Annotated in this window: 23 protein-coding genes; 13 read left to right on the forward strand and 10 right to left on the reverse strand. The window is 70.8% G+C overall.

What is annotated here, in order from left to right:
- Nucleotides 1-178: 178 nt before the first annotated feature.
- Entirely contained in the window at nucleotides 179-613 is a 435-nt protein-coding gene (locus F0L46_RS10075; RefSeq protein WP_149817049.1) for an Hsp20 family protein, read from the forward strand.
- A 40-nt stretch (nucleotides 614-653) separates the two neighbouring features.
- Nucleotides 654-914: a BQ00720 family protein gene (locus tag F0L46_RS10080; protein WP_149817051.1), complete on the forward strand. Its 261-nt coding sequence runs from the start codon at nucleotides 654-656 to the stop codon at nucleotides 912-914.
- 277 nt (nucleotides 915-1,191) lie between these two features.
- Here the strand turns inward: F0L46_RS10080 and F0L46_RS10085 are convergent, their stop codons facing one another.
- The gene (locus F0L46_RS10085; protein ID WP_149817053.1) at nucleotides 1,192-1,953 is read right to left on the reverse strand and encodes an alpha/beta hydrolase; all 762 of its coding nucleotides are present in this window, start codon (nucleotides 1,951-1,953) and stop codon (nucleotides 1,192-1,194) included.
- 128 nt (nucleotides 1,954-2,081) lie between these two features.
- On the opposite strand from F0L46_RS10085, the gene F0L46_RS10090 reads away from it, so the two are divergent.
- The 7 genes from F0L46_RS10090 to pheT all read left to right on the forward strand — a co-directional run bounded on the left by F0L46_RS10090 (nucleotide 2,082) and on the right by pheT (nucleotide 9,575).
- Nucleotides 2,082-3,260 (forward strand): glycosyltransferase family 4 protein, encoded by a 1,179-nt coding sequence (locus F0L46_RS10090; RefSeq protein WP_240539936.1) that lies wholly within the window; start codon nucleotides 2,082-2,084, stop codon nucleotides 3,258-3,260.
- Nucleotides 3,261-3,465: 205 nt separating this feature from the next.
- Nucleotides 3,466-3,996, forward strand: a complete 531-nt coding sequence (gene infC, locus F0L46_RS10095; protein ID WP_149817057.1) for a translation initiation factor IF-3 — start codon at nucleotides 3,466-3,468, stop codon at nucleotides 3,994-3,996.
- 526 nt (nucleotides 3,997-4,522) lie between these two features.
- Complete coding sequence (gene rpmI / locus F0L46_RS10100) at nucleotides 4,523-4,723, forward strand: 50S ribosomal protein L35 (protein WP_149817059.1); 201 nt, start codon at nucleotides 4,523-4,525, stop codon at nucleotides 4,721-4,723.
- A gap of 51 nt (nucleotides 4,724-4,774) precedes the next feature.
- Nucleotides 4,775-5,152 carry a 50S ribosomal protein L20 gene (gene rplT, locus F0L46_RS10105; RefSeq protein ID WP_149817061.1) on the forward strand — a complete coding sequence of 126 codons (378 nt, stop codon included), beginning with the start codon at nucleotides 4,775-4,777 and terminating at the stop codon, nucleotides 5,150-5,152.
- 261 nt (nucleotides 5,153-5,413) lie between these two features.
- On the forward strand, nucleotides 5,414-6,496 hold the full coding sequence (gene pheS / locus F0L46_RS10110; protein WP_149817063.1) for a phenylalanine--tRNA ligase subunit alpha: 1,083 nt from the start codon (nucleotides 5,414-5,416) through the stop codon (nucleotides 6,494-6,496).
- Nucleotides 6,497-6,786: 290 nt separating this feature from the next.
- Nucleotides 6,787-7,155, forward strand: coding sequence for an endonuclease domain-containing protein (locus F0L46_RS26810; protein ID WP_276315529.1), 369 nt, complete (start codon nucleotides 6,787-6,789; stop codon nucleotides 7,153-7,155).
- A complete protein-coding gene (pheT, locus tag F0L46_RS10120) occupies nucleotides 7,152-9,575 on the forward strand; it encodes a phenylalanine--tRNA ligase subunit beta (RefSeq protein ID WP_149817065.1) in 2,424 nt (807 codons plus the stop codon). Before F0L46_RS26810 ends, pheT begins: the two co-directional genes overlap by 4 nt.
- Before the next feature lie 169 nt (nucleotides 9,576-9,744).
- On the opposite strand, the gene F0L46_RS10125 is transcribed toward pheT, so the two are convergent.
- Complete coding sequence (locus tag F0L46_RS10125) at nucleotides 9,745-10,404, reverse strand: pyroglutamyl-peptidase I (RefSeq protein ID WP_149817067.1); 660 nt, start codon at nucleotides 10,402-10,404, stop codon at nucleotides 9,745-9,747.
- A 1-nt stretch (nucleotide 10,405) separates the two neighbouring features.
- Nucleotides 10,406-11,371 (reverse strand): methylmalonyl Co-A mutase-associated GTPase MeaB, encoded by a 966-nt coding sequence (gene meaB / locus F0L46_RS10130; protein ID WP_149817069.1) that lies wholly within the window; start codon nucleotides 11,369-11,371, stop codon nucleotides 10,406-10,408.
- Nucleotides 11,372-11,635: 264 nt separating this feature from the next.
- On the opposite strand from meaB, the gene F0L46_RS10135 reads away from it, so the two are divergent.
- On the forward strand, nucleotides 11,636-11,977 hold the full coding sequence (locus F0L46_RS10135; protein WP_149817071.1) for a hypothetical protein: 342 nt from the start codon (nucleotides 11,636-11,638) through the stop codon (nucleotides 11,975-11,977).
- A gap of 10 nt (nucleotides 11,978-11,987) precedes the next feature.
- Nucleotides 11,988-12,218, forward strand: a complete 231-nt coding sequence (locus F0L46_RS10140) for a hypothetical protein (protein ID WP_149817073.1) — start codon at nucleotides 11,988-11,990, stop codon at nucleotides 12,216-12,218.
- A gap of 199 nt (nucleotides 12,219-12,417) precedes the next feature.
- On the opposite strand, the gene F0L46_RS10145 is transcribed toward F0L46_RS10140, so the two are convergent.
- The 4 genes from F0L46_RS10145 to F0L46_RS10160 form a co-directional block, all read right to left on the reverse strand.
- Entirely contained in the window at nucleotides 12,418-13,167 is a 750-nt protein-coding gene (locus tag F0L46_RS10145) for a DUF3750 domain-containing protein (RefSeq protein WP_149817075.1), read from the reverse strand.
- Nucleotides 13,168-13,441: 274 nt separating this feature from the next.
- Complete coding sequence (locus tag F0L46_RS10150; RefSeq protein WP_149817077.1) at nucleotides 13,442-14,941, reverse strand: tripartite tricarboxylate transporter permease; 1,500 nt, start codon at nucleotides 14,939-14,941, stop codon at nucleotides 13,442-13,444.
- Between the two features lie 10 nt (nucleotides 14,942-14,951).
- A complete protein-coding gene (locus tag F0L46_RS10155; RefSeq protein ID WP_149817079.1) occupies nucleotides 14,952-15,425 on the reverse strand; it encodes a tripartite tricarboxylate transporter TctB family protein in 474 nt (157 codons plus the stop codon).
- 276 nt (nucleotides 15,426-15,701) lie between these two features.
- Nucleotides 15,702-16,694 carry a tripartite tricarboxylate transporter substrate binding protein gene (locus F0L46_RS10160; RefSeq protein WP_149817081.1) on the reverse strand — a complete coding sequence of 331 codons (993 nt, stop codon included), beginning with the start codon at nucleotides 16,692-16,694 and terminating at the stop codon, nucleotides 15,702-15,704.
- Between the two features lie 505 nt (nucleotides 16,695-17,199).
- On the opposite strand from F0L46_RS10160, the gene F0L46_RS10165 reads away from it, so the two are divergent.
- A complete protein-coding gene (locus F0L46_RS10165; RefSeq protein WP_149817083.1) occupies nucleotides 17,200-18,216 on the forward strand; it encodes an alpha/beta hydrolase in 1,017 nt (338 codons plus the stop codon).
- Nucleotides 18,217-18,298: 82 nt separating this feature from the next.
- On the forward strand, nucleotides 18,299-18,703 hold the full coding sequence (locus tag F0L46_RS10170; RefSeq protein ID WP_149817085.1) for a RidA family protein: 405 nt from the start codon (nucleotides 18,299-18,301) through the stop codon (nucleotides 18,701-18,703).
- Here F0L46_RS10170 and F0L46_RS10175 read toward each other — a convergent pair.
- From F0L46_RS10175 to F0L46_RS10185, 3 genes are read right to left on the reverse strand one after another with little or no spacing between them, the layout of a single operon-like run.
- A complete protein-coding gene (locus tag F0L46_RS10175; RefSeq protein ID WP_149817087.1) occupies nucleotides 18,700-19,431 on the reverse strand; it encodes a hypothetical protein in 732 nt (243 codons plus the stop codon). The two genes, F0L46_RS10170 and F0L46_RS10175, sit on opposite strands and share 4 nt — an antisense overlap.
- Nucleotides 19,428-21,590: a methylmalonyl-CoA mutase gene (gene scpA / locus F0L46_RS10180; protein WP_149817089.1), complete on the reverse strand. Its 2,163-nt coding sequence runs from the start codon at nucleotides 21,588-21,590 to the stop codon at nucleotides 19,428-19,430. Before scpA ends, F0L46_RS10175 begins: the two co-directional genes overlap by 4 nt.
- On the reverse strand, nucleotides 21,587-21,979 hold the full coding sequence (locus F0L46_RS10185; RefSeq protein WP_149817091.1) for a hypothetical protein: 393 nt from the start codon (nucleotides 21,977-21,979) through the stop codon (nucleotides 21,587-21,589). Before F0L46_RS10185 ends, scpA begins: the two co-directional genes overlap by 4 nt.
- Nucleotides 21,980-21,984: the final 5 nt, after the last annotated feature.

Raw genomic sequence — 21,984 nt, forward strand, 5'->3', positions numbered from 1 at the left:
GTACTTATGGGCCAGCCTCTCAGGACGAGGTCGGAAATTGGTCCCCACGTCTCATCCGGCCTCCGGGACCCCGGCCCTTGATGCGGCGGGCTGCCTTATCCATATTCGATGGCGAAGGAGAACGGTGCTGCATCCCGCGGGCCGCCCTCCGGCTAAGTGCCTTGAGAAGGGCTTTGCCATGTCGCGTCAGTCGCCGTTCGGGCATCCGTTCCTCCTGGGCTTCGACGAGATCGAGCAGGCGCTCGACCGCGTCGCCAAGGTCGCGAACGACGGATACCCGCCCTACAACATCGAACGCCTGGTCCGCACCGAGGCGGAGCCGGACCGATTGCGGATCACGCTGGCGGTCGCGGGCTTCACCCGGGATCAGCTCGAGGTGACGCTGGAGGACAACCAGCTCATCGTCCGCGGACGCCAGGTCGACGACAAGACGCGCCACTTCCTGCATCGCGGCATCGCCGCCCGGCAGTTCCAGCGCGCCTTCCTCCTCGCCGAGGGCATGGAGGTTCTGGGCGCGGACCTGTCGAACGGCCTCCTCTCCATCGACCTCGCCCGGCCCGAGCCCGAGCGGATCGTGCGGCGGATCGACATCGCGATGAAACCGAAGGCCTGACCGGGGCTTCACCCCTATTGCCGCTCGAAGGAGGGCGATCATGAACAACCTGATCCACGACACCACCCGCCTCGACCACGCCGATCTCGCCCAGATGGGCGAGGGGCAGGTCGCCTACGTGAAGCCCATGAGCTCCGACGAGGTGACCCGCCTCTTTCCCGGCGCCCCCGAGCTCCAGCCGGGCCTTGACCTCTTCGCCGTCATCTCCGCCTCCGGCGCCCCGATCCTCCTCGCGGACACCCGCGACGCGGCCGTGGCCAACGCCTGGGCGAACGACCTCGAGACCGTGAGCCTGCACTAGCGCCAAACTCCCCTCTCCCGAGTGGGAGAGGGGCCGGGGGTGAGGGTGGCGCGGTTATACCAGCGTGCTCCCGCACCTCCGCTTGTCGTGGCCGGGCTTGTCCTTCGACAGGCTCAGGATGAGGCCGGCCATCCAGGTGGCGCGTGACTTCGGGTCCCCGGGTCAAGCCTGGGGATGACAGAAGCGCGGCGGCCAGGTGGTGCGCCCCTCCCGGCTGTCCACCCTCACCCCCTGGCACTCCGTGCACTCCTCTCCCATCCGGGAGAGGGGAGGCCCGTCACCCCATCCCCTCCACCGCCCTGATCAGCCGCTCCAGATCCTCCGGTCTCGAGAGCCGGTGATCCCCGTCCTTGATGAGGGTCAGCGCCACGTCGTCTGCGGGCAGGTGCTCGACGAGGAGCATGGCGTGCTCCCAGGGCACGTCCGGGTCCTGCATGCCCTGCAGGATGTGGACGGGGCAGCCCGTCTCGATCGGCGCGCCGAGCATGAGGTGGCGGCGGCCGTCCTCGATCAGCGCCCTCGTGATCGGGTAGGGCTCGCTGCCGTACAGCGTCGGCCGCAGGAACCGGCCCGTCTCCAGGATCGCGCGGCGGATCTCCTCGGGGAAGGCGTCCCACATCAGCCGCTCGGTGAAGTCGACCGCGGGCGCGATGAGCACCAGGCCCGCCGGCGCTCGCTCGGGCGCGCGCTTGCGCAGGGCGCGCGTGACGAGGAGCGCGATCCAGCCACCCATGGACGAGCCCACGAGGATCGGGCGCTCGCCCACGAAGCGGTCGATCACCGCGAGCGCGTCCTCGGTCCAGCTCGAGATGGTGCAGGACTCGAAATCGCCGCCCGATTCGCCGTGCCCGCCATAGTCGAAGCGCACCAGCGCCCGGCCCCGCGTGGCCGCCCACTCGTCGAGCGCGCTCGCCTTGGTGGCCCGCATGTCGGAGCGGAAGCCGCCGAGCCACACCACGGGCGGGCCCGATCCCCCGCGCGCGCGCACCGCGAGGGGGCGGGCCGCGGATCCGGAGCCGGCCTGAAGAATTTGCAGCATTGGTTTACGAACCTTAAACCCATAGCCGCGACTCTGCCCGCGGCGAACCATCGGACAAGGCTCATATCAAGGTGTACCCCTCAGCGCGACAAGCCGTGCATGGCGACCCGCCGACGGGGCATCATCCCTTGGCGGGCCGGACCATCCTCCAGATCATCCCCGAGCTCGAGGCGGGCGGCGCCGAGCGCACCACCGTGGACATCGCGGCGGGGCTCGCGGCCGCCGGCGCGCGGGCGCTCGTGGCCACCGAGGGCGGCCGGCTCGTGGGCGAGCTCCAGGCCAAGGGCGGCATCTGGGCGCCGTTCCCCGCCGCGACGAAGAACCCGCTCGCGATGCTGCGCAACGTGCGCCGCCTCGCCAAGCTGTGCCTCGACGAGGGGGTGCACCTCGTCCATGCCCGCTCCCGCGCCCCGGCCTGGGTGGCGCTGGGCACCGCGCGGGCGCTCAACCTGCCCTTCGTCACCACCTATCACGGCAGCTATTCGGGCCGCTCGCCCATCAAGGTGCGCTACAATTCCGTGATGGCGCGGGGCGACGCCGTGATCGCCAACTCGCATTACACGGCGGGGCTCATCGCGAGCGCCTATCCCATGGCCGAGCCCCGCCTGCGGGTGATCTATCGCGGCACGGACTTTCGCTCGTTCACGCCCTCGGCCGTGGAGCCCGAGCGCGTCGAGGCCCTGCGCCAGGCCTGGGGCGTGGCGCCCCACGAGCGCATCGTGCTGCTCGCCGCGCGGCTGACCGCCTGGAAGGGGCAGCGCGTGCTCATCGACGCGGCGGCCCACCTCAGAGATATGGGCGTGCGCGACGTCGCCTTCGTGCTCGCGGGCGATCCGCAGGGGCGCGATTCGTACGTCAAGGATCTCGACCGCGCGGTGGAGGCGCGCGGGCTCGGCGGGATCGTCCACCGGGTCGGCCATTGCACCGACATGGCGGCGGCCTTCCTCGCGGCCTCGGTGGTGGCCGTGCCCTCCACCGAGCCGGAGGCCTTCGGCCGCTCCGCCGTGGAGGCGCAGGCCATGGGCACCCCCGTGGTGGTGTCCGATCTCGGCGCCGTGCCCGAGACCGTGCTCGCCGTCCCCGACGTGCCGGGCCCCGAGCGCACGGGCTGGCGCGTGCCGCCCAACGATCCCGAGGCCCTCGCCGACGCCCTCAAGGCGGCCCTGTCCATGGGGGCGAGCGCCCGGGAGGCCATGGCGGTGCGGGCGCAGCTCCACGTCCAGCGCCACTTCTCCCTCGACAGCATGGTGGAGCGCACGCTGGACGTCTATTGCGCGCTCCTGGAGCGCCGGACCGGCCGGCGTTGAGGATTCTTTGATCAGCATCGGGCCCGTTCCCCGCCGAAAGCGGGGCGCGGGCGCGAAGGCCATTGACTCTTTCGGGAAATCTGCCCAGCATCGGGCGTTTAAACGTCATGCGTCGAGGCCGGTCCCGGTTCGCTGCCCCAAGGAGCGGGCGCGGGTTTCCGTCGTCACCCATGTCACAGAGGAGAATGCCGCCATTCGCCGACCCATGAGAGCCCTGCCGACCCCGCAGAAGGAGGGGCCGCGCGCCAACCGAGACATCCGCGGCGTCCGCGACGTTCAGCTCATCGATCAGGATGGCCAGAACCGCGGCGCCATGCCCTTCTTCGACGCGCTCAAGATCGCGGAGGATGCCGGCCTCGACCTCGTCGAGATCGCGCCGAACTCCATGCCGCCGGTCTGCAAGATCCTCGATTACGGCAAGTTCCGCTTCAACGAGCAGAAGAAGGCCTCCGAGGCGCGCAAGAAGCAGAAGACCGTCGAGGTCAAGGAGATCAAGCTGCGCCCGGGGATCGACGACCATGACTACATGGTCAAGATGAAGGCGATGCGGGGCTTCTTCGAGGAGGGCAACAAGGTGAAGATCACCTTGCGCTTCCGGGGCCGCGAGATGGCGCACCAGGATCTCGGCCTCAAGGTGCTCGACCGCGTCCGCACCGACGTGTCGGAGCTCGCCAAGGTGGAGATGGAGCCCAACTTCGAGGGCCGTCAGGTCACGATGGTCCTGGCGCCGCGCTGAGACGCGGCCGCAGCATCCCGCATGAGGGCCGCCCCCGGGGCGGCCTTCGTCGTTTCGGGGGGCTGGACGCCCTCGCCACGCGCCGCCGCGCTCCCCCGCAAGGGGGAGCGCGGCGGCGCTCGTTCAGCCTCGCGTCGCCAGACCTGCACCGCGCATGGCACCGTAGGGCGTCACAGAATCCCCTCCCCCTTGCGGGGAGGGGCAAGGGGTGGAGGTGACGGCTGTGCCGAGCCAGAATGGATCTCGACCGATCGGCCGGTGACCTCTCCAGGCCCGACACCGCGATCACTCGACGTCAGGGGAGGGAGCCCCGCGGCGCTGGCCCGACTGAGCGAGGGAAGGGCCCGTGAGCGGTCCGGCTCATCGCGCCCCAGATGTTGCCATCCGTGCCGTCTTCTGTCATACACCGCGCCTTCGAACCGACCGGCTGTCAGGGCTGCCGTGGCGGTTCGTTTTGCTCAATCAGCAAACCACGACGGCGGGCGGGCTCGCGAGGGCCCCGTCGCGCTGCGTTCAGGAGAGCCAAATGCCCAAGATGAAGACCAAGTCGGGCGCCAAGAAGCGCTTCAAGATCACCGGCACCGGCAAGGTGCTCTACGCCCAGCGCGGCAAGCGCCACGGGATGATCAAGCGGACCAACAAGCAGATCCGGAACCTGCGCGGCACCACCGTCCTCTTCGAGGGCGATGCCGTGAAGGTGAGGAAGTTCTGGATGCCGCACGGCTGATCCAGCCCCTGATCGTTGTTCCGCTAACCCCCATTCTCCAGGAGATCATCCATGGCCCGCGTCAAGCGCGGCGTGACCTCTCACGCCAAGCACAAGAAGGTCCTGCAGCAAGCCAAAGGCTTCAAGGGCCGCCGCAAGAACACCATCCGCATCGCCAAGCAGGCGGTCGAGAAGAGCATGCAATATGCTTATCGCGACCGGAAGAACCGGAAGCGCACGTTCCGCGCGCTCTGGATCCAGCGCCTGAACGCGGCGGTGCGCGAGCACGGCATCACCTATAGCCGCTTCATCGACGGCCTCAACAAGGCCGGGATCGAGGTGGACCGCAAGCTCCTCTCTGAGGTGGCGATCCACGAGCCGGCGGCCTTCGCGGCCTATGTCGAGAAGGCCCGGGCGGCGCTGCCCGCCGAGACCGCCCAGGCGGCGTAAGGATGAAGGGCGGCCCCAGGGCCGCCCTTTTCGTTTCCACGTCTCCCCGCCCGCGGGGAGAGGGCCGGGGCTGGGGGGCGCAAAGTCGGAGCTGGGGATCGGGATTTGGAGCACGCCCGCCCGTACAGCCTTCTCCTGAGCCGACCGCGGATGGCGTCCCGACCCCCACCCCTGACCCCTCCCCGCAAGGGGGAGGGGGAATGCCCTCTTGACGCTTCCCGCCTCCCCGGTCCATGTCCCCCGCTCTTCCCCGAGGGACCGATGACCGATCTCAGCACTCTCGAACGCGACCTCCTGGCCCAGGTCCGGGCTGCCTCCGACGAGGCGGCGCTGGAATCCTTGCGCGTGGCGGCGCTCGGCAAGAAGGGCTCCGTGTCCGAGCTCCTCAAGTCGCTCGGCGCCATGACCCCGGAGGAGCGCAAGGAAAAGGGGCCGCTCATCAACGGCCTGCGCGACGCGGTCCAGTCGGCGCTGGCCGAGCGGCGCGAGGTTCTGGCCGCGGCGGCGCTGACGGCGCGCCTTGCCGCCGAGCGCCTCGACGTCACGCTCCCCGTGCGCGAGGGGCCCGAGACCCGCGGGCGCATCCACCCGATCTCCCAGGTCATCGACGAGCTCACCGCCATCTTCGCCGACATGGGCTTCGCGGTCGCCGAGGGGCCCGACATCGAGACCGACGACTACAACTTCACGGCGCTCAACTTCCCCCCCGGCCACCCAGCCCGGGAGATGCACGACACGTTCTTCCTCCAGCCCGACCGGAACGGCGAGCGCAAGGTCCTGCGCACCCACACCTCGCCCGTCCAGATCCGCACCATGCGCACCAAGGCGCCCCCCATCCGGGTGATCATCCCCGGCCGCACCTATCGCCACGACTCGGACCAGACCCACACCCCGATGTTCCACCAGGTCGAGGGCCTCGTCATCGACAAGGCCGCGAACATCGCCAACCTCAAGTGGATCCTGGAGGAGTTCTGCAAGGCGTTCTTCGAGGTCGACCAGGTGAAGATGCGCTTCCGCCCGTCCTTCTTCCCCTTCACGGAGCCCTCGGCGGAAGTCGACATCCAGTGCTCGCGCAGGGGCGACGAGATCCGCTTCGGCGAGGGCACGGACTGGCTCGAGATCCTCGGCTGCGGCATGGTCCACCCCAACGTCCTGCGCAATTGCGGCCTCGACCCGGACGAGGTCCAGGGCTTCGCCTGGGGCATGGGCATCGACCGCATCGCCATGCTGAAATACGGCATGCCGGACCTGCGTCCCTATTTCGACGCGGACGTACGCTGGCTCAACCATTACGGCTTCCGGCCGCTGGACCTGCCGACGCTGGCGGCGGGATTGAGCTCATGATCGGGCTCGCGCCCGAGGGCGCGGATCGCCAAGCCCATCCCTGGAGCGCCGGCGCCGATGCCGGTGATCCCTCTCCCCCCTTGCGGGGGAGAGATGGAGAGGGGGGTGTGGCGCGACAGCGCCGCGCGCCCGATGCTGCAATGCTCCCGGCTGATCGTTCCGTCGCGGCGCCGTTGCTGCGCACCGGCGCACCCCGCTCTGTTCCTGCGGGGCATCCGCCCCGCAAGGGGGTAGAGGGACGTGGTCCGCGGTGGAAGCAGGCCCCCGCGCATGCGGAGGTCGCGCCGCGGCTGAGGGCGTCCGCGAAGCGTCTTCGCCGCGAGATGACCGAGGCCGAGCGAAAGCTCTGGCATGCTTTGCGCGGACACCGCTTCCAGGGTCTCGGCTTCCGCCGGCAAGTCCCGATCGGGCCATATGTCGCCGATTTCGCCTGCCATCGCGCCCGGCTCGTCGTCGAGGTGGACGGTGGCCAGCACGGCTTCGACGATCACGTGGCTCGTGACGCGGTGCGCGACGCCTGGCTTGCAGGGCGTGGCTACCGCACGCTCCGCTTCGCCAACCACGATGTCCTTCGCCGGCGCGAGAGCGTGCTCGACACCATCCACGCTGCCTGCGAGCCCTTCCTCATCCCGGAGCCGACGGCCGGAGACCTGCTATGAAATTCACCCTCTCCTGGCTCAAGGACCACCTCGAGACCTCCGCGACCCTCGACCAAATCGTCGAGACCCTCACCCGCGTCGGCCTCGAGGTCGAGGACGTGCGCGATCCGGGCCGGGCGCTGGAGCCCTACCGGATCGCCCGGGTGATCTCCGCCGAGCAGCACCCCAACGCCGACCGCCTGCGCGTCTGCATGGTGGACACGGGCGAGGGCGCGCCGGTGCAGGTGGTGTGCGGGGCGCCGAACGCGCGCGGGGGCATGACGAGCGTGTTCGCGCCGCCGGGCACCTACGTGCCGGGCAAGAACATCACGCTGGGCGTCGGCACGATCCGCGGCGTCGAGAGCCGGGGCATGCTGTGCTCGGCGGCCGAGCTCGGGATCTCCGAGGACCACGAGGGCATCATCGACCTGAGCACCGACGCACCGGTGGGAGAGGCTTATGCCGCGTTCGCCGGCCTCGACGATCCGGTGATCGAGATCAACCTCACGCCGAACCGCCCGGACTGCACCTCGATCCACGGCATCGCCCGCGATCTCGCGGCGGCGGGCTTGGGGTCGCTGAAGAACGGCGCCGTCGCGCCCGTGCGCGGCGAGGGCAAGTGCCCCGTCGTGGTCGACATCGCCTTCGAGGGCGAGGACCGCAGGCTCTGCCCCGCCTTCGCGCTTCGCCTCGTGCGCGGGGTGAAGAACGGACCTTCTCCTGAGTGGCTCCAGCGTCGGCTGCGCGCGATCGGGCTTCGCCCCATCAACGCGCTCGTCGACATCACGAACTACGTCACCTTCGACCGGGGCCGCCCGCTCCACGTCTTCGACGCCGCGAAGGTGCGCGGTGCGATCACGGTGCGCCGCGCGCAGGCCGGCGAGGAGCTGCTCGCCCTCGACGGGCGCACCTACCGCCTCGACCCCGAAGTGGTGGTGATCGCCGACGAGGCGGGGGTGGAATCCATCGCGGGCGTCATGGGCGGCGAGCATTCGGGCTGCGACGAGGGCACCACGGACGTGCTCATCGAGTCGGCCCTGTGGGACCCGCTCAACATCGCCCAGACCGGACGGCGGCTCGGCATCATCACGGATGCGCGCTACCGCTTCGAGCGCGGCATCGACCCGAACTTCACCATCCCCGGCCTCGAGATCGCGACCCGCATGGTGATGGAGCTGTGCGGCGGCACGCCCACGGAGGGCGCCCTGTTCGGCGAGATCCCCGACGCCAGCCGCATCATCGAGTTCCCCTTCTCGGAGGTGCGCCGCCTGTCGGGGCTCGACGTGCCCGTGCCGGAGGCGCGCGCCATCCTCTCCGACCTCGGCTTCCACCTCTCGGGGAGCGGCGAGCGGATCCGGGTGCTGCCGCCGTCCTGGCGGCCGGACGTGGAGGGCAAGGCCGATCTCGTCGAGGAGGTGATCCGCATCGTCGGCCTCGACCGCATCCCCTCGACGCCGCTGGAGCGCATCGAGGCGGCGGTGATCCGCCCGCTCCTCACGACGATCCAGAAGCGCACCCGGCTCGCCAAGCGTGCGCTCGCCACCCGCGGCCTCGTCGAGGCCGTGACGTGGTCCTTCATCGCGGATGGCGAGGCGCGCCTCTTCGGCGGCGGCGGGGCCGCCCTCAAGCTCGCCAACCCCATCGCCTCGGATCTCTCCGACATGCGCCCGAGCCTCCTGCCGGGGCTGATCAAGGCCGCGCAGCGCAACGCCGACCGGGGTTTTGGCGACGTGGCGCTCTTCGAGGTCGGCCAGTGCTTCGCGAGCGACGAGCCCGAGGGCCAGACGATCCGCGCGGCCGCCGTGCGCCGGGGCAGCGCCCGCCACGAGGGCACGGGCCGGCACTGGGACGGGGGCGGGCGGGCCGTCGACGCCTTCGATGCCAAAGCCGACGCGCTGGCGCTCCTCGCGGCGCTGGGCGTGCCGACGGGCGGCCTCCAGGTGGCCCCGGGCGGGCCCGACTGGCTCCATCCCGGCCGCTCGGGCACGCTCCAGTTCGGGCCGAAGGGCGTGGTCGGCCATTTCGGCGAGGTCCATCCGGCGGTGCTGAAGAGCCTCGACGTGAAGGGCCCGGTCGTGGCCTTCGAGATCACGCTCGACGCCCTGCCGCTGCCGAAGGCGAAGCCCACCAAGGTCAAGCCGAAGCTCGTTCTGCCCGACTTCCAGCCCGTCTCCCGCGACTTCGCCTTCGTGGTGGACCGCGCCGTGCAGGCCGGCGACATCCTCCGCGCCGCGCAGGGCGCCGACCGCACCCTCGTCACGGGCGTGGAGCTGTTCGACGTCTACGAGGGCGCGAACGTCGCCGAGGGCAAGAAGTCCGTGGCCATCGCGGTGACGCTCCAGCCCACGGAGCGCACCCTCACCGATGCCGAGATCGAGGCGGCTTCCGCCAAGATCGTGGCCGAGGTGGCCAAGAAGACGGGCGCGACGCTCCGCTCGTGAGCGGGGCGGCCCGCTCATCCCGCCCGAGAGGCTGGCTCGTCAGTGCAGCCTACGCTCCACCCTCGTCCTGAGGCGCCCCGCAACGCGGGGCCTCGAAGGGCGCTCCAGGGATCTCCGGACGGCTGTGGCGAGGTGCTGCGTGCTTCGAGACGCGCTCTTCGCGCGCTCCTCAGCATGAGGGGGTGAGGAGACCGCCGTTCCGGGACAGACCCCGAGCCAGAGCCGCCCGGCGGCCCTCGGCGGCGAGGATCAGGGCGACGTCGAGGAGGCCGCGTTCCATGGCGCGCAGGGTGGGCCGGCGGTCGCGGCGGGCGTGCGAGCGGGGCAGGGGGATGTGGACGAAGACCGTCGGCGCCGCGCCCGTTTCCAGCGCCGCGTAAGACGAGGCGTTGCACAGGTAGCGCCCGGCATCGCGTGAGGCGTGGGCGTCGAGGCCGCTGCCCCGCAGGGCCCGGATCAGGCCCGCCAGGGGCGCCCGCGCCCGGCGCAGGTGCGGCCCGCCGGGGCGGAAGGCGAGGCGGGAGGCGACCCGGCCGCCCGCGTCGGGAAACAGGCGGCTCACCCGGTTCACGGCCCGGGTCTCGACGCTGACATGACGCCGCCTTGCCGCGACGCCGAGCATCAGGACCGCGTCGGGCCGGCGCTCGCGCAGGTGCGGCACGAGGGCGGCATCGACGGCGCCATAGGCCGTGCGCAGGATCAGCGCCTCCGCCTCGATCCCCCGCAGGCGCAGGCGGGGATGGGCGGCGAGCGCCCGCGCCAGCCGCTCGGACGGGTTCCTGGGCACGCGGGGGAAGGGGCCGAAGCCCGTGACGAGGAGGCGGGTCATCCTACAATCCGATCAGGGCCGCGATCTCGTCGGCGGCGGCGCTCGGCGAGGCGGCGCCCGCCCGCACCGAGGCCTCGATGGCGCCCATGCGGGCGCGCACGGCCGCGTCGCCGGTGAGGCGCTCGCGCAGGCGCTCGTCGACGAGGGCCCACATCCAGCGGATGTCCTGCGCCCGGCGCTTCGCCGCGATCTCCCCCGTGGCGTCGAGGCGGCGGCGATGGTCGAGGATCCGCTCCCACAGGTCGTCGAGGCCCTCGCCCGTCAGGCCCGAGACCGTCACCACGGGGGGCGACCAGGCGGGGGAGGCGGGGGTGAGGATGTGGAGCGCGGCGCGGTACTCGGCGGCGGCCGCGAGCGCCCGGGGCCGGCCCTCACCCTCCGCCTTGTTGACCGCGATCATGTCGGCGAGCTCCAGGATGCCCTTCTTGATGCCCTGGAGCTCGTCGCCGGCGCCCGGCAGCATGAGGACGAGGAAGAAATCCGTGAGGTCCGCCACCGCCGTCTCGGACTGCCCGACGCCCACGGTCTCGACGAGGATCACGTCGAAGCCCGCCGCCTCGCACAAGAGCATGGTCTCGCGGGTGCGCGCCGCCACGCCGCCGAGCGTGCCCGAGGTGGGGGAGGGGCGCACGAAGGCGGCCGGATCGGCGGCGAGCCGCGCCATGCGGGTCTTGTCGCCGAGGATCGAACCGCCCGTGCGGCTGGAGCTCGGGTCGACGGCGAGCACCGCCACGCGGTGCCCCTTGGCGGTGAGGCCTGCGCCGAGCGCGTCGATGGTGGTCGACTTGCCGACGCCCGGCACCCCCGTGATGCCCACCCGCACGGCACGCCCCGTGAGGGGCATCGCGGCCTCGATCAGGCGGCGGGCGGCGGCGCGGCGGTCGGGGCGCTTCGATTCAATGAGCGTGATAGCGCGGGCGAGAACCGCCCGGTCGCCGCCGGCCAGCGCCTCGATCGTGATCTCCATGCCCTCACCCCGTCGGCGGACCCCGCTTCCGCCTCTTGTGCCGGGGCCGCCCCCCGCCGTCGAGGGCGAATTGCGCGCGGGAGCCGAAGCTTTGCCGCGTCATGTCTTCACGCGTGCAATTCTTGCCGGCTCATTCACCATCTTGGCTTCATGGCTGATGGGATTGCTCGCATCGCATGGCTCGCAACTATGACGGAACTTGCGAATTCGAGCCATATGGATTATGGTTAGGTAACAAGTGAATTCAACGCGGCTATCGGTGACATGACGAAACTGACCATCACCCCCTTCGGCGTCCCTGCCGGGGAATTCAAGACCGGCTCGCAGCCCCTGGGCGGCGACACGGCCTTGTTCGATGCCGCGCGCCGGACCGCCGCCACCCAGAACGCCACTGCCGCCGACGCCGTGAACCGTCCGCCGGGCGTCCTGGTGGGGCAGAACGCCGGCGTCGCGCCCATGGGCGAGGCGGCCGCCACGTCGAGCCAGCCCTACGACTACAACCGCTATTCCTATAGCGACCCGCGCATGCTCCAGGCCTTCGAGCAGAAGGAGCGTCAGCACATCCAGACGCTCTACACCTCGATCCCCGGCAACACGAGCGTCTGACGGCTGACCCATGGCTCAGATCAACCTCGCGATCTTCACCCGCGTCCTGTTCATCTCGCAATATGGCCGCCCGGAGCATCGCAACGGCGCGCTGGCTCGCCTCGCGCTCCTGAAGGACGCCCTCCAGGCCGACCGCCGCTTCCCCAGCACCCAGCCGGTGCTCAACGCCGTCGAGACCGAGTGCTGGACCTGGTGGCACCAGGTCGACGCCGAATCGGCGCGCGCGATCGCGGCGGCTTAGGGAGCGGCTTCGCCGCAGCTCCTTGCGCTGGATTCCGGATCTGCGTCCCGCCGGCGCGGGACTTGCCCGGGACAGTGGCGGAGGGTGGTCCAGAGGTCTCTAGAACCTCAACCCGCTTTCCCGGGCAAGCTGCGCGAATGCGCAGCGCCGATCCGGGATCCAGGATTCAGCTGCCGCGAAGCGGCTCCTCAAATCCCCCTCACACCAGGCTCGCCACCCCGAAGCGGCCCCAGAAGGGCACCTTCACGGCGGGGCGGCGCAGGTCGATGCCGGCGACCGCGCCGAACAGGATCACGTCCACGCCCTCGACCCAGCCGACCGTGATCCCGGCATAGCCGCCGAGCGACAGGCTCACCCCCGTGCCGCTCGGGGTCAGGCTGAGCCAGCTCTCGAGGGGGCGCCAGTCCTTGCCCAGCGCGGTGGGCGGCAGGATGGCGCCGAGCTCCGGGGTGGCGCGCAGGACATGGGCGATGAAGGTGTTGGAGTTCGGCCCCGGCCAGGCCCGGTAGTCGCCAAAGCCCCGGTACGGGTAATCCGCCACGGCGGCGCGCACGCGCGGGATCAGGCGCTCGGCCGCCTCGCCCTCGAGGGCGGCGACGAGCTGGGGCGGGTTGCCGAACCAGCGCCCGTCGGCGGGCCAGCCATTGGTGCGCACGGGCGAGCCCCAGCCCACCTTGTCGAAGCGCGTGTAGCGCGCGGCGCCGGCCTCCTTCACCACGATCCAGGCGTGATGCGCCACGATCCCGCGCCAGCGCCCGACCCGGGCAGCGTAGACGTGGATCATGGCGTCCGGCTTGTCGGCGGGGCGGGGCAGGAGGCCGGCGCTCGACCAGTCGGCGCTGCCCCAGTCGCCGGGCAGGTCGCCGCGCAGGGTCCACCACGCGACGCGGGCCGCGAGCGGCACGACGAAGACGAGGAGCAGGATCACGACGAGGCGGGCGAGGGTCATCGCCCAGGACGTGGCCCTCCCGCGTGGCGCCATCAAGGCGGGCGGGGCCGCTTCATGCCGTCGCGGCGTGACGATCACCCGAGGTCTGGCTCGGACCGGGAGACCTCTCCAACCCCCTCATGCTGAGGTGCCCACCGCAGGTGGGCCTCGAAGCACGCAGCACGGTCGTGAGCCGGAGGGAGATCCCCGGAGCGCCCTTCGAGGCCCCGCGTTGCGGGGCGCCTCAGGACGAGGTTGGGGGTGGGATCGGCGGGCTGTTCCGGGCCCGCCCCCCTCACGCCGTCGCGGCGCGCAACCCGCTCAAGCCCCGCACGGCCTTGTAGGCGAACAGGCCCCAGACCGCGACGGTGAGCCCGCCGAGCACGCCCGCGATGGGACGCTCGAAGAAGGCGAGGAAGGAGCCGTCGGACTTGATCATCGAGGTCATGAAGTTCTGCTCGAACATCTCGCCGAGCACGAGGCCGAGGATGATCGGCGCCACGGGAAACCCGTTCTCCTCCAGGAGCCAGCCCGCGATCCCCATGGCGAGCATGACGACCACGCCGTAGATCGAGTTCGTCATGGCGTAGGAGCCCACCACGCAGAAGATCAGGATGAGGGGCACGAGCACGTTGCGGGGCGTGCGCAGGATGACCTTCGCCGACTTGATGGCGGCCCAGCCCAACGGCAGCATGAGGAGGTTCGCGAGGATGAAGATGAGGAACACCGCATAGATAAATTGCGGGTTCTGGATGAACACCATCGGCCCCGGGTTCATGTTCTTCATGTAGAGGACGCCGATGACGATGGCGGTGATGGAGTCGCCCGGGATGCCGAAGACGAGGGCCGGGATCCAGGCGCCGCCGAGCGCCGAGTTGTTGGCCGAGGTGGCGTCGACGATGCCCTCCAGGTGGCCGGTGCCGAACTTCTCGGGCTCCTTCGAGAAGCGCTTGGAGACCGCGTAGGAGATCCAGGCCGCGATGTCGGCGCCCGCGCCCGGCAGGGCGCCGATGACGGTGCCGATCACGGAGCCGCGCAGGACGTTGAACCAGTAGCGGCGGGCGACGGCGCCGATTCCCTTGAAGATCGAGCCCACCTTGCCCTCGACCGCCTCGAACCCGCCCTCCATCGCCACGGAGCTGCGCAGGATCTCGGAGATGGCGAAGAGCCCGATCATGGCGGGGATGAAGCTGATCCCCTGCATGAGCTCCACCGTGCCGAAGGTGAAGCGGGGAAAGCCCGCCGCCGGGTCGATGCCGATGGTGCCGATGGCGAGGCCGAGCAGCAGCGAGACGAAGCCCTTGAGGGGATCGAGGGTCGCGATGAGCACGGCGCAGGAGAGGCCGAGCGCCGCGAGCCAGAAATATTCATAGGACGAGAAGTTGAGCGCGATCTCGGCGAGCAGCGGCGCCGCCACGATGAGCACCGCGACCCCGAACAGGCCGCCGACGACCGAGAAGACGAGGTTGGTGCCAAGGTTCAGGTCGAGCTGGCCCTTGCGGGCCATGGCGTAGCTCTCGTCCGTATAGGCGGCGGAGGCCGGCGTGCCGGGCATGCGCAGCATGGCGGCGGGGATGTCGCCCGCGAAGATCGCCATGGTGGTGGCGCTGACGATGGCCGCGAGCGCCGGCACCGGGGGCATGAAGAAGGTCACCGGCACCAGGAGCGCCGTCGCCATGGTGGCGGTGAGCCCCGGCATGGCGCCGACGAACATGCCGAACAGCGACGAGGCGAGGACCACCCACAGGACGTAAGGGTCGGCGACGAGGACGAAGGCGGCGCTCAAGGCATCCATGGCGCCCTCCTCACAGGATCGAGTCGAGGATGCCGCGGGGCAGCGGCACCCGCATGAGCGAGGCGAAGAACCAGTGCACCACGAGGCTCGAGGCGACCGCGAGCGGCAGCACGAGGAGCGGGCGGACCTGGAAGCGCCAGAACAGGACGGCGAGGATCGCGGCCGCGGTCACGATGAAGCCGAGGCTCTCGGACACGAGGATGTAGCCGACGAGGCACGCGAGCACGAGGGCGAAGGTGAGGGGCTTGCCGGGCTCGCGGGTCCAGTCGCCGGCCGCGATCCACGCCTCTCCCATGCGCCTTGCGGCAAGCCCCCGCACCACGAGGGCCGCCCCGCACAGGATGATCCCGGCGCCGAGCAGGCGGGGGAAGAGCGCGGGTCCGTAGCGCTGGCCCGGAAAGGCCGGGAACGTCGCCGTATAAGCCACCATGGCGGCGGCGATGACGATGAGCAGGACACCGACGACGGCATCGTTGGCACGCATGGGGGGCTCCTGCGAGAGAGGCGGGCACCGTCGGACCCTAGATCCCCGGCCTCCCCACGGCTGGAGGCCTCGGCGTCCGGCTTCAGGACGATGCACCCCTCCCCCCTTGCGGGGGAGGATGCGGAGGGGGGTACGGCGCGCAAGCGCCGGACCACGGTTCTTTCCAACGATCGCTTGGTCGTTCTGTCGTGCGGCGAGGCTTGCGCCTCGCCGACCCCCCTCTGCCCCTGGCGGGGCATCTCCCCCGCAAGGGGGGAGAGGAGCGTCGCGCGCGCCCTAAGCCTTTGCCAGGCCGGCGGCCTTCATGGCGGCGCCCATCTTCTGGTCGCCGTCCTCCATGAAGGCGGCGAAGGCCTGCGGGTCGGCCCATTTGATGCCGAAGCCGCGGTTGGTCATGAAGTCGGTGAACTCCTTCGACTCGTAGGCCTTCTTGAGCCCCGCCACGAGCCGCGCCTGCACGTCGGCGGGGAGCCCCTTCGGGCCCGCGATGCCGCGCCAGGCGCCCACCGAGTAGTTGATGCCGAGCGCCTCGTTGAGGGTCGGCACGTCCTTGAACATCGGGTTGCGCTCGGCTGCCATGATGGCGAGGCTTTTCGCGCGGCCCGCGTCGATCATGGCGCGGCCCTCGGGCACCGAGCAGGTCACGATGTCGATGCCGCCCGCCGCGAGGTCCTGCATGGCGGGCGCGGCGCCATTGGAGGGCACCCAGGCGACGTGGTCGGGCTTCAGCCCCATGGCCTGGAGCCAGCCGATGAGGGCGAGGTGCCAGATGCCGCCCTGGCCCGTGCCGGACGCCTTGAACTTGCCCGCGGGCGCCGCCTTGATGGCGTCGGCGAGGTCCTTCACCGTCTTGTAGGGGCTGTCGCCCTTCACCTGCACGCCCGGCGGATCCTCGTTCATGAGGGCGAGCGGCGCGTAGCTCGTGGGCTTGAGCTCGGTGAGGCCCTGGTGGTGCATCATGGTGATCTCCACCGTCACCATGCCGATCGTGTAGCCGTCGGGCGCGGCGGTGGCGATGGCCGAGTGGCCCACGACCCCTGAGCCGCCGGTGCGGTTCACGACGTTCACGGGCTGGCCGAAATCCTTCTCCAGGAGCGCGCCGACGATGCGGGCGGTGGCGTCCGTGCCCCCGCCGGCGCCCCAGGGCACCACGAGGGTGAGGGGGCGGCTCGGATAGGCGGCTTGAGCGAAGCTCTCGCGGGACAGGGTGCCCGCGGCGGACGCCGCGGCGATGGACGCGATGAGGCCGCGCCGGGTGAACTGCGTCATGGTTTCCTCCTGCTCGCATCCCGGGTCGTGCGCCCGGTTCTGGTCGAACCCCGGCAGGCTAGAGCATTTCCGGGGGGGCTGTGAAGCGAAGATGCAACAGGTCCGGCGAACCCGCGCGCGCCCCCGTCGGCCCGCCGCACGCCTCAGGCGCTGCGCACGCTCGGCGCACGGGACGCGGGCTTCCCGGCGCAGGTCTCGCAGACGACGTTGATGGTGATGTTAATGGGCTGTAAAGCATGCGAGCCGCTTCCAGCCTGGTTAACGGATCCTAAACGCACTCCGTCCCCAGATGGATAAAGTTCGATGCAAAATGAGCGCGTTCCAGGAGTGGTGCAGCAACGTTCCGTGTTCGTTGGCGAGATCGATCCAATTCTCATCGTTATCGTCCTTTTCGGTGACGCTGTTTGCCTGTTATCTCCCGTTGCATGAGACGTGCCCCGCCACGGGCTCGCCATCTTTGCCCCCCATCAGGCGCTCGTCCGCCCGCACCGAAAGCCCCCGCCCCATGACCGCCCATCCCGCCGCCCGATCCCTTGCGCGCCTGGCTCTCGTCGGCCTCGTCGCGGCCGGCCTCGGCGGCTGCTGGGGGCCCCGCGAGGGCATCCTCGCCACCGGCTCGTCGGAGCCCGCCCTCGCCCAAGGCGAGCCGACGCTGCTGGTCGCCACCACGCGCCGCCCCGTGGCGGGCGGGCAAAAACCCTGGTTCTCGGGCGAGCGCGGGCGCGGCCTGTCCTTCGCCCGCGCCCGCATGGCGGGGCCGAGCGATTCGCTCGTCCAGCGGGTGACGAGCGTGGTGACGGGGGACTGGTCGGTGGCCCGGGTCGACACGCCCCAGTCCGAGCGCGCGGCCGAGACCTTCGCGGAGACCGCGGTGGGCAAGGACGTGCTCCTCTATGTCCACGGCTACCGCGAGACCTTCGAGACGGCGGCGGTGAGCGCCATGGAGCTGTCGCGCGGCATCGGCTTCCGCGGCGCCACGGGCCTGTTCACCTGGCCGTCGGGCGGCGCCACCTTCGACTATGCCTATGACCGCGAGAGCGCCCTGTGGTCCCGCGACGCGCTGGAGGACCTGCTCACGGCGCTCGCCCGCTCGCCGAGCGGCGGGCGCGTCCACGTGGTGGCCCATTCCATGGGCTCGTTCCTGACCATCGAGACCCTGCGCAACGTGCGCGCGGCTGGCGGCGAGGCCGCGATGGCGAAGATCGCCTCCGTGACGCTCGCCTCGCCCGACGTCGACATCGACCAGTTCGTGCGCGCCGTGGAGCGGCTGGGCCCCGACGCCCGCAAGATCACCGTGATCACGTCGGTGAACGACCGCGCCCTGGAGCTCTCCCGGCGGCTGGCCGGCGGCGTCGCCCGCGCCGGCGCCGCCGACCGCGAGAAGCTCGCCGGCCTCGAGGCGCTCGGCGTGCGCATCGCCGACGCCTCCGAGTTCGGCTCAGGCCTCATCAACCACGACCTGTTCCTCACCAACCCCGAGGTGAAGGCGGTGGTGAAGCGGGCGGTCGAGCGGGCGGGGTAGGGGGGCGAGGGCTGGTCCCCCCTCACCACAGGCTCTAGCTTAAGGATGTGAGACGCTTACCTTCAGCTTGGAGGCTGTATCGATGACCAAACGGGCGATCGTGCCGCCGGGGCTCAAGGAGGCGGCGGCGCGGGCTCGCATGTCGCCCGCCATCCTGTCCGGCACCCACCTGTTCCTGACCGGGGTGACGGGTGGTGACGCGCAGGGCATCATGCCGGCGGAGCCGGAAGCGCAGATACGCAACGCCTTCACGAAGATCGGCATGGTCCTGCACGAGGCGGGGCTTACCTTCGAGGCGATCGTCGAGATGATCACCTACCATGTGGGCCTGCGCGACCACTTCGAGCTGTTCGACGCGATCCGCCTCGAACACCTCGCCGAGCCCACCCCGGCGTGGACGGCCGTGGAGGTCGCGGGCCTCAGGCGCGAGGGTGCCGTCGTCGAGATCCGCGTCATCGCGAGCACCGAGCCGGGCGGCGGAGCCTAGCGCCGCTCCACCCCGAACAGCTCCCGCCGTGCCGCCGTCAGATGCGGCGCCAGCACCTCCGCCGGCACGAAGGCGGTGGCGCCCTCGGGCGCGCGCTCGCTCGTGCCGTAATGGAACGTGATCCCTGATGCCCGCGCCGCGTCCGCGCCGGGCGTGAGCGTCCAGGCGCGAAACGATTGCGGCTCGGCCTTGATGGCGTCTGCCAGCGCCGGCGCCCGCTCGCGCAGCGCCCCCCGCACCGCGTCGCGCAACGCCGTCATGGCGGGGCCGCCGGGGCGGGGCTCGCGGAACAGCTCGCCGAGGGTGACGTAGAGGCCCCGGTCGAGGTCCCAGGTGAGGCTGCGAGGGGTGACGGACGGGCGGGCGTCGCCCTCGCGCTCCGTCGCGGTCGAGAGCAGGCTCGCGACGCGGTCCGTGAGGTGCACGCGCTCCACGTCGAGGGTGAAACGCCGCTCGGTGCGCGCCTCCACGGCCTTGCCCCGCGCCTCGGCCTCCGCGCCCCCGACGGCCCGCCCCAAGGCCTGGCGCGCCTCCGCGATCACCCGGCCGGCGAGCCCCGTATCCCGCTCCACGGCGCATGTCACCCGCGCCTGCGCCACCACGATGGTCGGGCGGGCGACGCGGGTCTCGAAGCTGTAGGGGCAGCGGGGATCCGAAACCGCCTGGGCATGGGCCGGAAGCGACGCGAGGATCGCGGCTCCGGCGATCAGGGGGATGGGGCCCCTCACTCCGCGGCCGCCCTCGGCCCGTAGCCGAGCCGTCCGTTGAGCTCGTGGATCAGCTTTTCCGCGGCGTCGGCGATCACGGTGCCGGGCGGGAAGATCGCCGAGGCGCCGGCTTTCAGGAGCGTGTCGAAGTCGCCCGGCGGGATGACGCCGCCGACCACGATCATGATGTCCTCGCGGCCGAACCGCGCGAGCTCGGCCCGCAATTCCGGCACCAGCGTCAGGTGGCCGGCGGCGAGCGAGGAGACGCCGACGATGTGGACGTCGTTCTCGATCGCTTGGCGGGCGGCCTCGCCCGGCGTCGCGAAGAGGGGGCCGATGTCGACGTCGAAGCCGAGATCCGCGAAGGCGGAGGCGATCACCTTCTGGCCGCGGTCGTGCCCGTCCTGGCCCATCTTGGCCACCAGGATGCGGGGCCTGCGCCCGTCGTCGGTCTCGAAGCGCTCCACGAGGGCGCGAACCCGCTCGACCGCTGGCGACATGGCCCCGACCTCCTGCCTGTAGACGCCCGAGATCGCCTTGATCTCGGCCCGGTGACGGCCCCACACCTTCTCCAGCGCACCGGAGATCTCGCCCACGGTCGCCTTGGCGCGGGCGGCGCCGACCGCGAGGTCGAGGAGGTTGCCCGAGCCCGAGGCGGCGCAGGCGGTGAGCGCGTCGAGGGCGCGCACCACCTCGCCCTCGTCCCGCTCCCGGCGCAGGCGCTTCAGCTTGTCGATCTGGAGCGCGCGGACATTGGCGTTGTCGACTTTGAGCACCTCGATCGGCCGCTCGTTCTCCGGGCGGAAGCGGTTGACGCCCACCACCGTCTGGAGGCCGGAATCGATGCGGGCCTGCGTGCGGGCCGCGGCCTCCTCGATGCGCAGCTTCGGGATGCCCGCCTCGATGGCCTTCGCCATGCCGCCTAAGCGCTCCACCTCCTGGATATGCTCCCACGCCCGCTCGGCGAGCTGCTGGGTCAGGCGCTCGACATAGTACGACCCGCCCCACGGATCGATGATCCGGGTGGTGCCGCTCTCCTGCTGGAGGAAGAGCTGGGTGTTGCGGGCGATGCGGGCCGAGAAGTCGGTGGGCAGCGCCAGCGCCTCGTCGAGCGCGTTGGTGTGGAGCGACTGGGTGTGGCCTTGCGTCGCCGCCATGGCCTCGAGGCAGGTGCGGGAGACGTTGTTGAACACGTCCTGCGCGGCCAAGGACCAGCCGGAGGTCTGCGAGTGGGTGCGAAGCGGCAGGGACTTGTCGCTCTTCGGGTCGAACTCCTTCACGAGGCGGGCCCACAGGAGGCGGGCGGCCCTGAGCTTCGCCACCTCCATGAAGAAGTTCATGCCGATGGCCCAGAAGAACGAGAGCCGCGGCGCGAACTGGTCGACGGTGAGCCCCGCGCCCAGGCCCGCCCGGATGTATTCGACGCCGTCGGCGAGCGTATAGGCGAGCTCCAGGTCCTGCGTCGCCCCCGCCTCCTGCATGTGATAGCCGGAGATCGAGATCGAGTTGAAGCGCGGCATGTGGGCGGAGGTATAGGCGAAGATGTCGCCGATGATCCGCATCGAGGGCGCGGGCGGGTAGATATAGGTGTTGCGGACCATGAACTCCTTGAGGATGTCGTTCTGGATGGTCCCCGACAGCTTCGCCGCCGGCACGCCCTGCTCCTCGGCCGCCACGATGTAGAGCGCCATCACGGGGAGCACGGCCCCGTTCATGGTCATGGACACGCTCATCTGGTCGAGCGGGATGCCGCCGAAGAGCGTGCGCATGTCGTAGATGGAATCGATCGCGACGCCCGCCATGCCGACGTCCCCCGAGACGCGGGGGTGGTCCGAGTCGTAGCCCCGGTGCGTCGCGAGGTCGAAGGCGACCGAGAGGCCTTTTTGCCCCGCGGCGAGGTTGCGCCGATAGAAGGCGTTGGAATCCTCCGCCGTCGAGAAGCCCGCGTACTGGCGCACCGTCCAGGGCTGGTTCACGTACATGGTGGGGTAGGGGCCGCGTACGTAAGGCGGCAGGCCGGGATAGGTGTCGAGGAAGTCGATGCCCTCCCGGTCCTCGGGGCCGTAAGCCCCCTTCACCGGGATGCCCTCGGGCGTCATCCAGGGCTCGGCCGCCGTCTCGGGGGCGGGGACCGCGACGGGGGCGAGGGGGATCGCGGTGAAGTCGGGGATGCGGGTCATGAGCGCACTCTTGCCTCGGGTCTCTGGCGTGCCGGCAGCCGTCGCTTGATCTCGTCCATCAAATCCTTGGCCTCACAATGCGCAAGGTACAAGGCCCGTTCATCATCGCTGTCGAATGTGTGGATGTTGCGGGTCAGCAGGATGCCCAGGATTTCGGGCAGGCGCCAGATCAGCCGATAAAAGATGCGTCCGCGCAGCGGCCCGCGCCAGGCACGCCTGATGGCCCAGCCATGGGGGGCCAACGTGTGGAAAGGCGCGCCGTGCCGAGCGGCGACGAGATGCTCGATCATGAGCAGGACCTCGTCGAGGCGCGCCGCGAGCGCGGCGTCGTCCAGCTTCGCCAAATCGCCACGCAGGTTGACGCCAGGTCGCCAGAGAAAGCCGAGCATGGCGT

Source organism: Salinarimonas soli, from assembly GCF_008386575.1.
Lineage (GTDB): Bacteria > Pseudomonadota > Alphaproteobacteria > Rhizobiales > Beijerinckiaceae > Salinarimonas_A > Salinarimonas_A soli.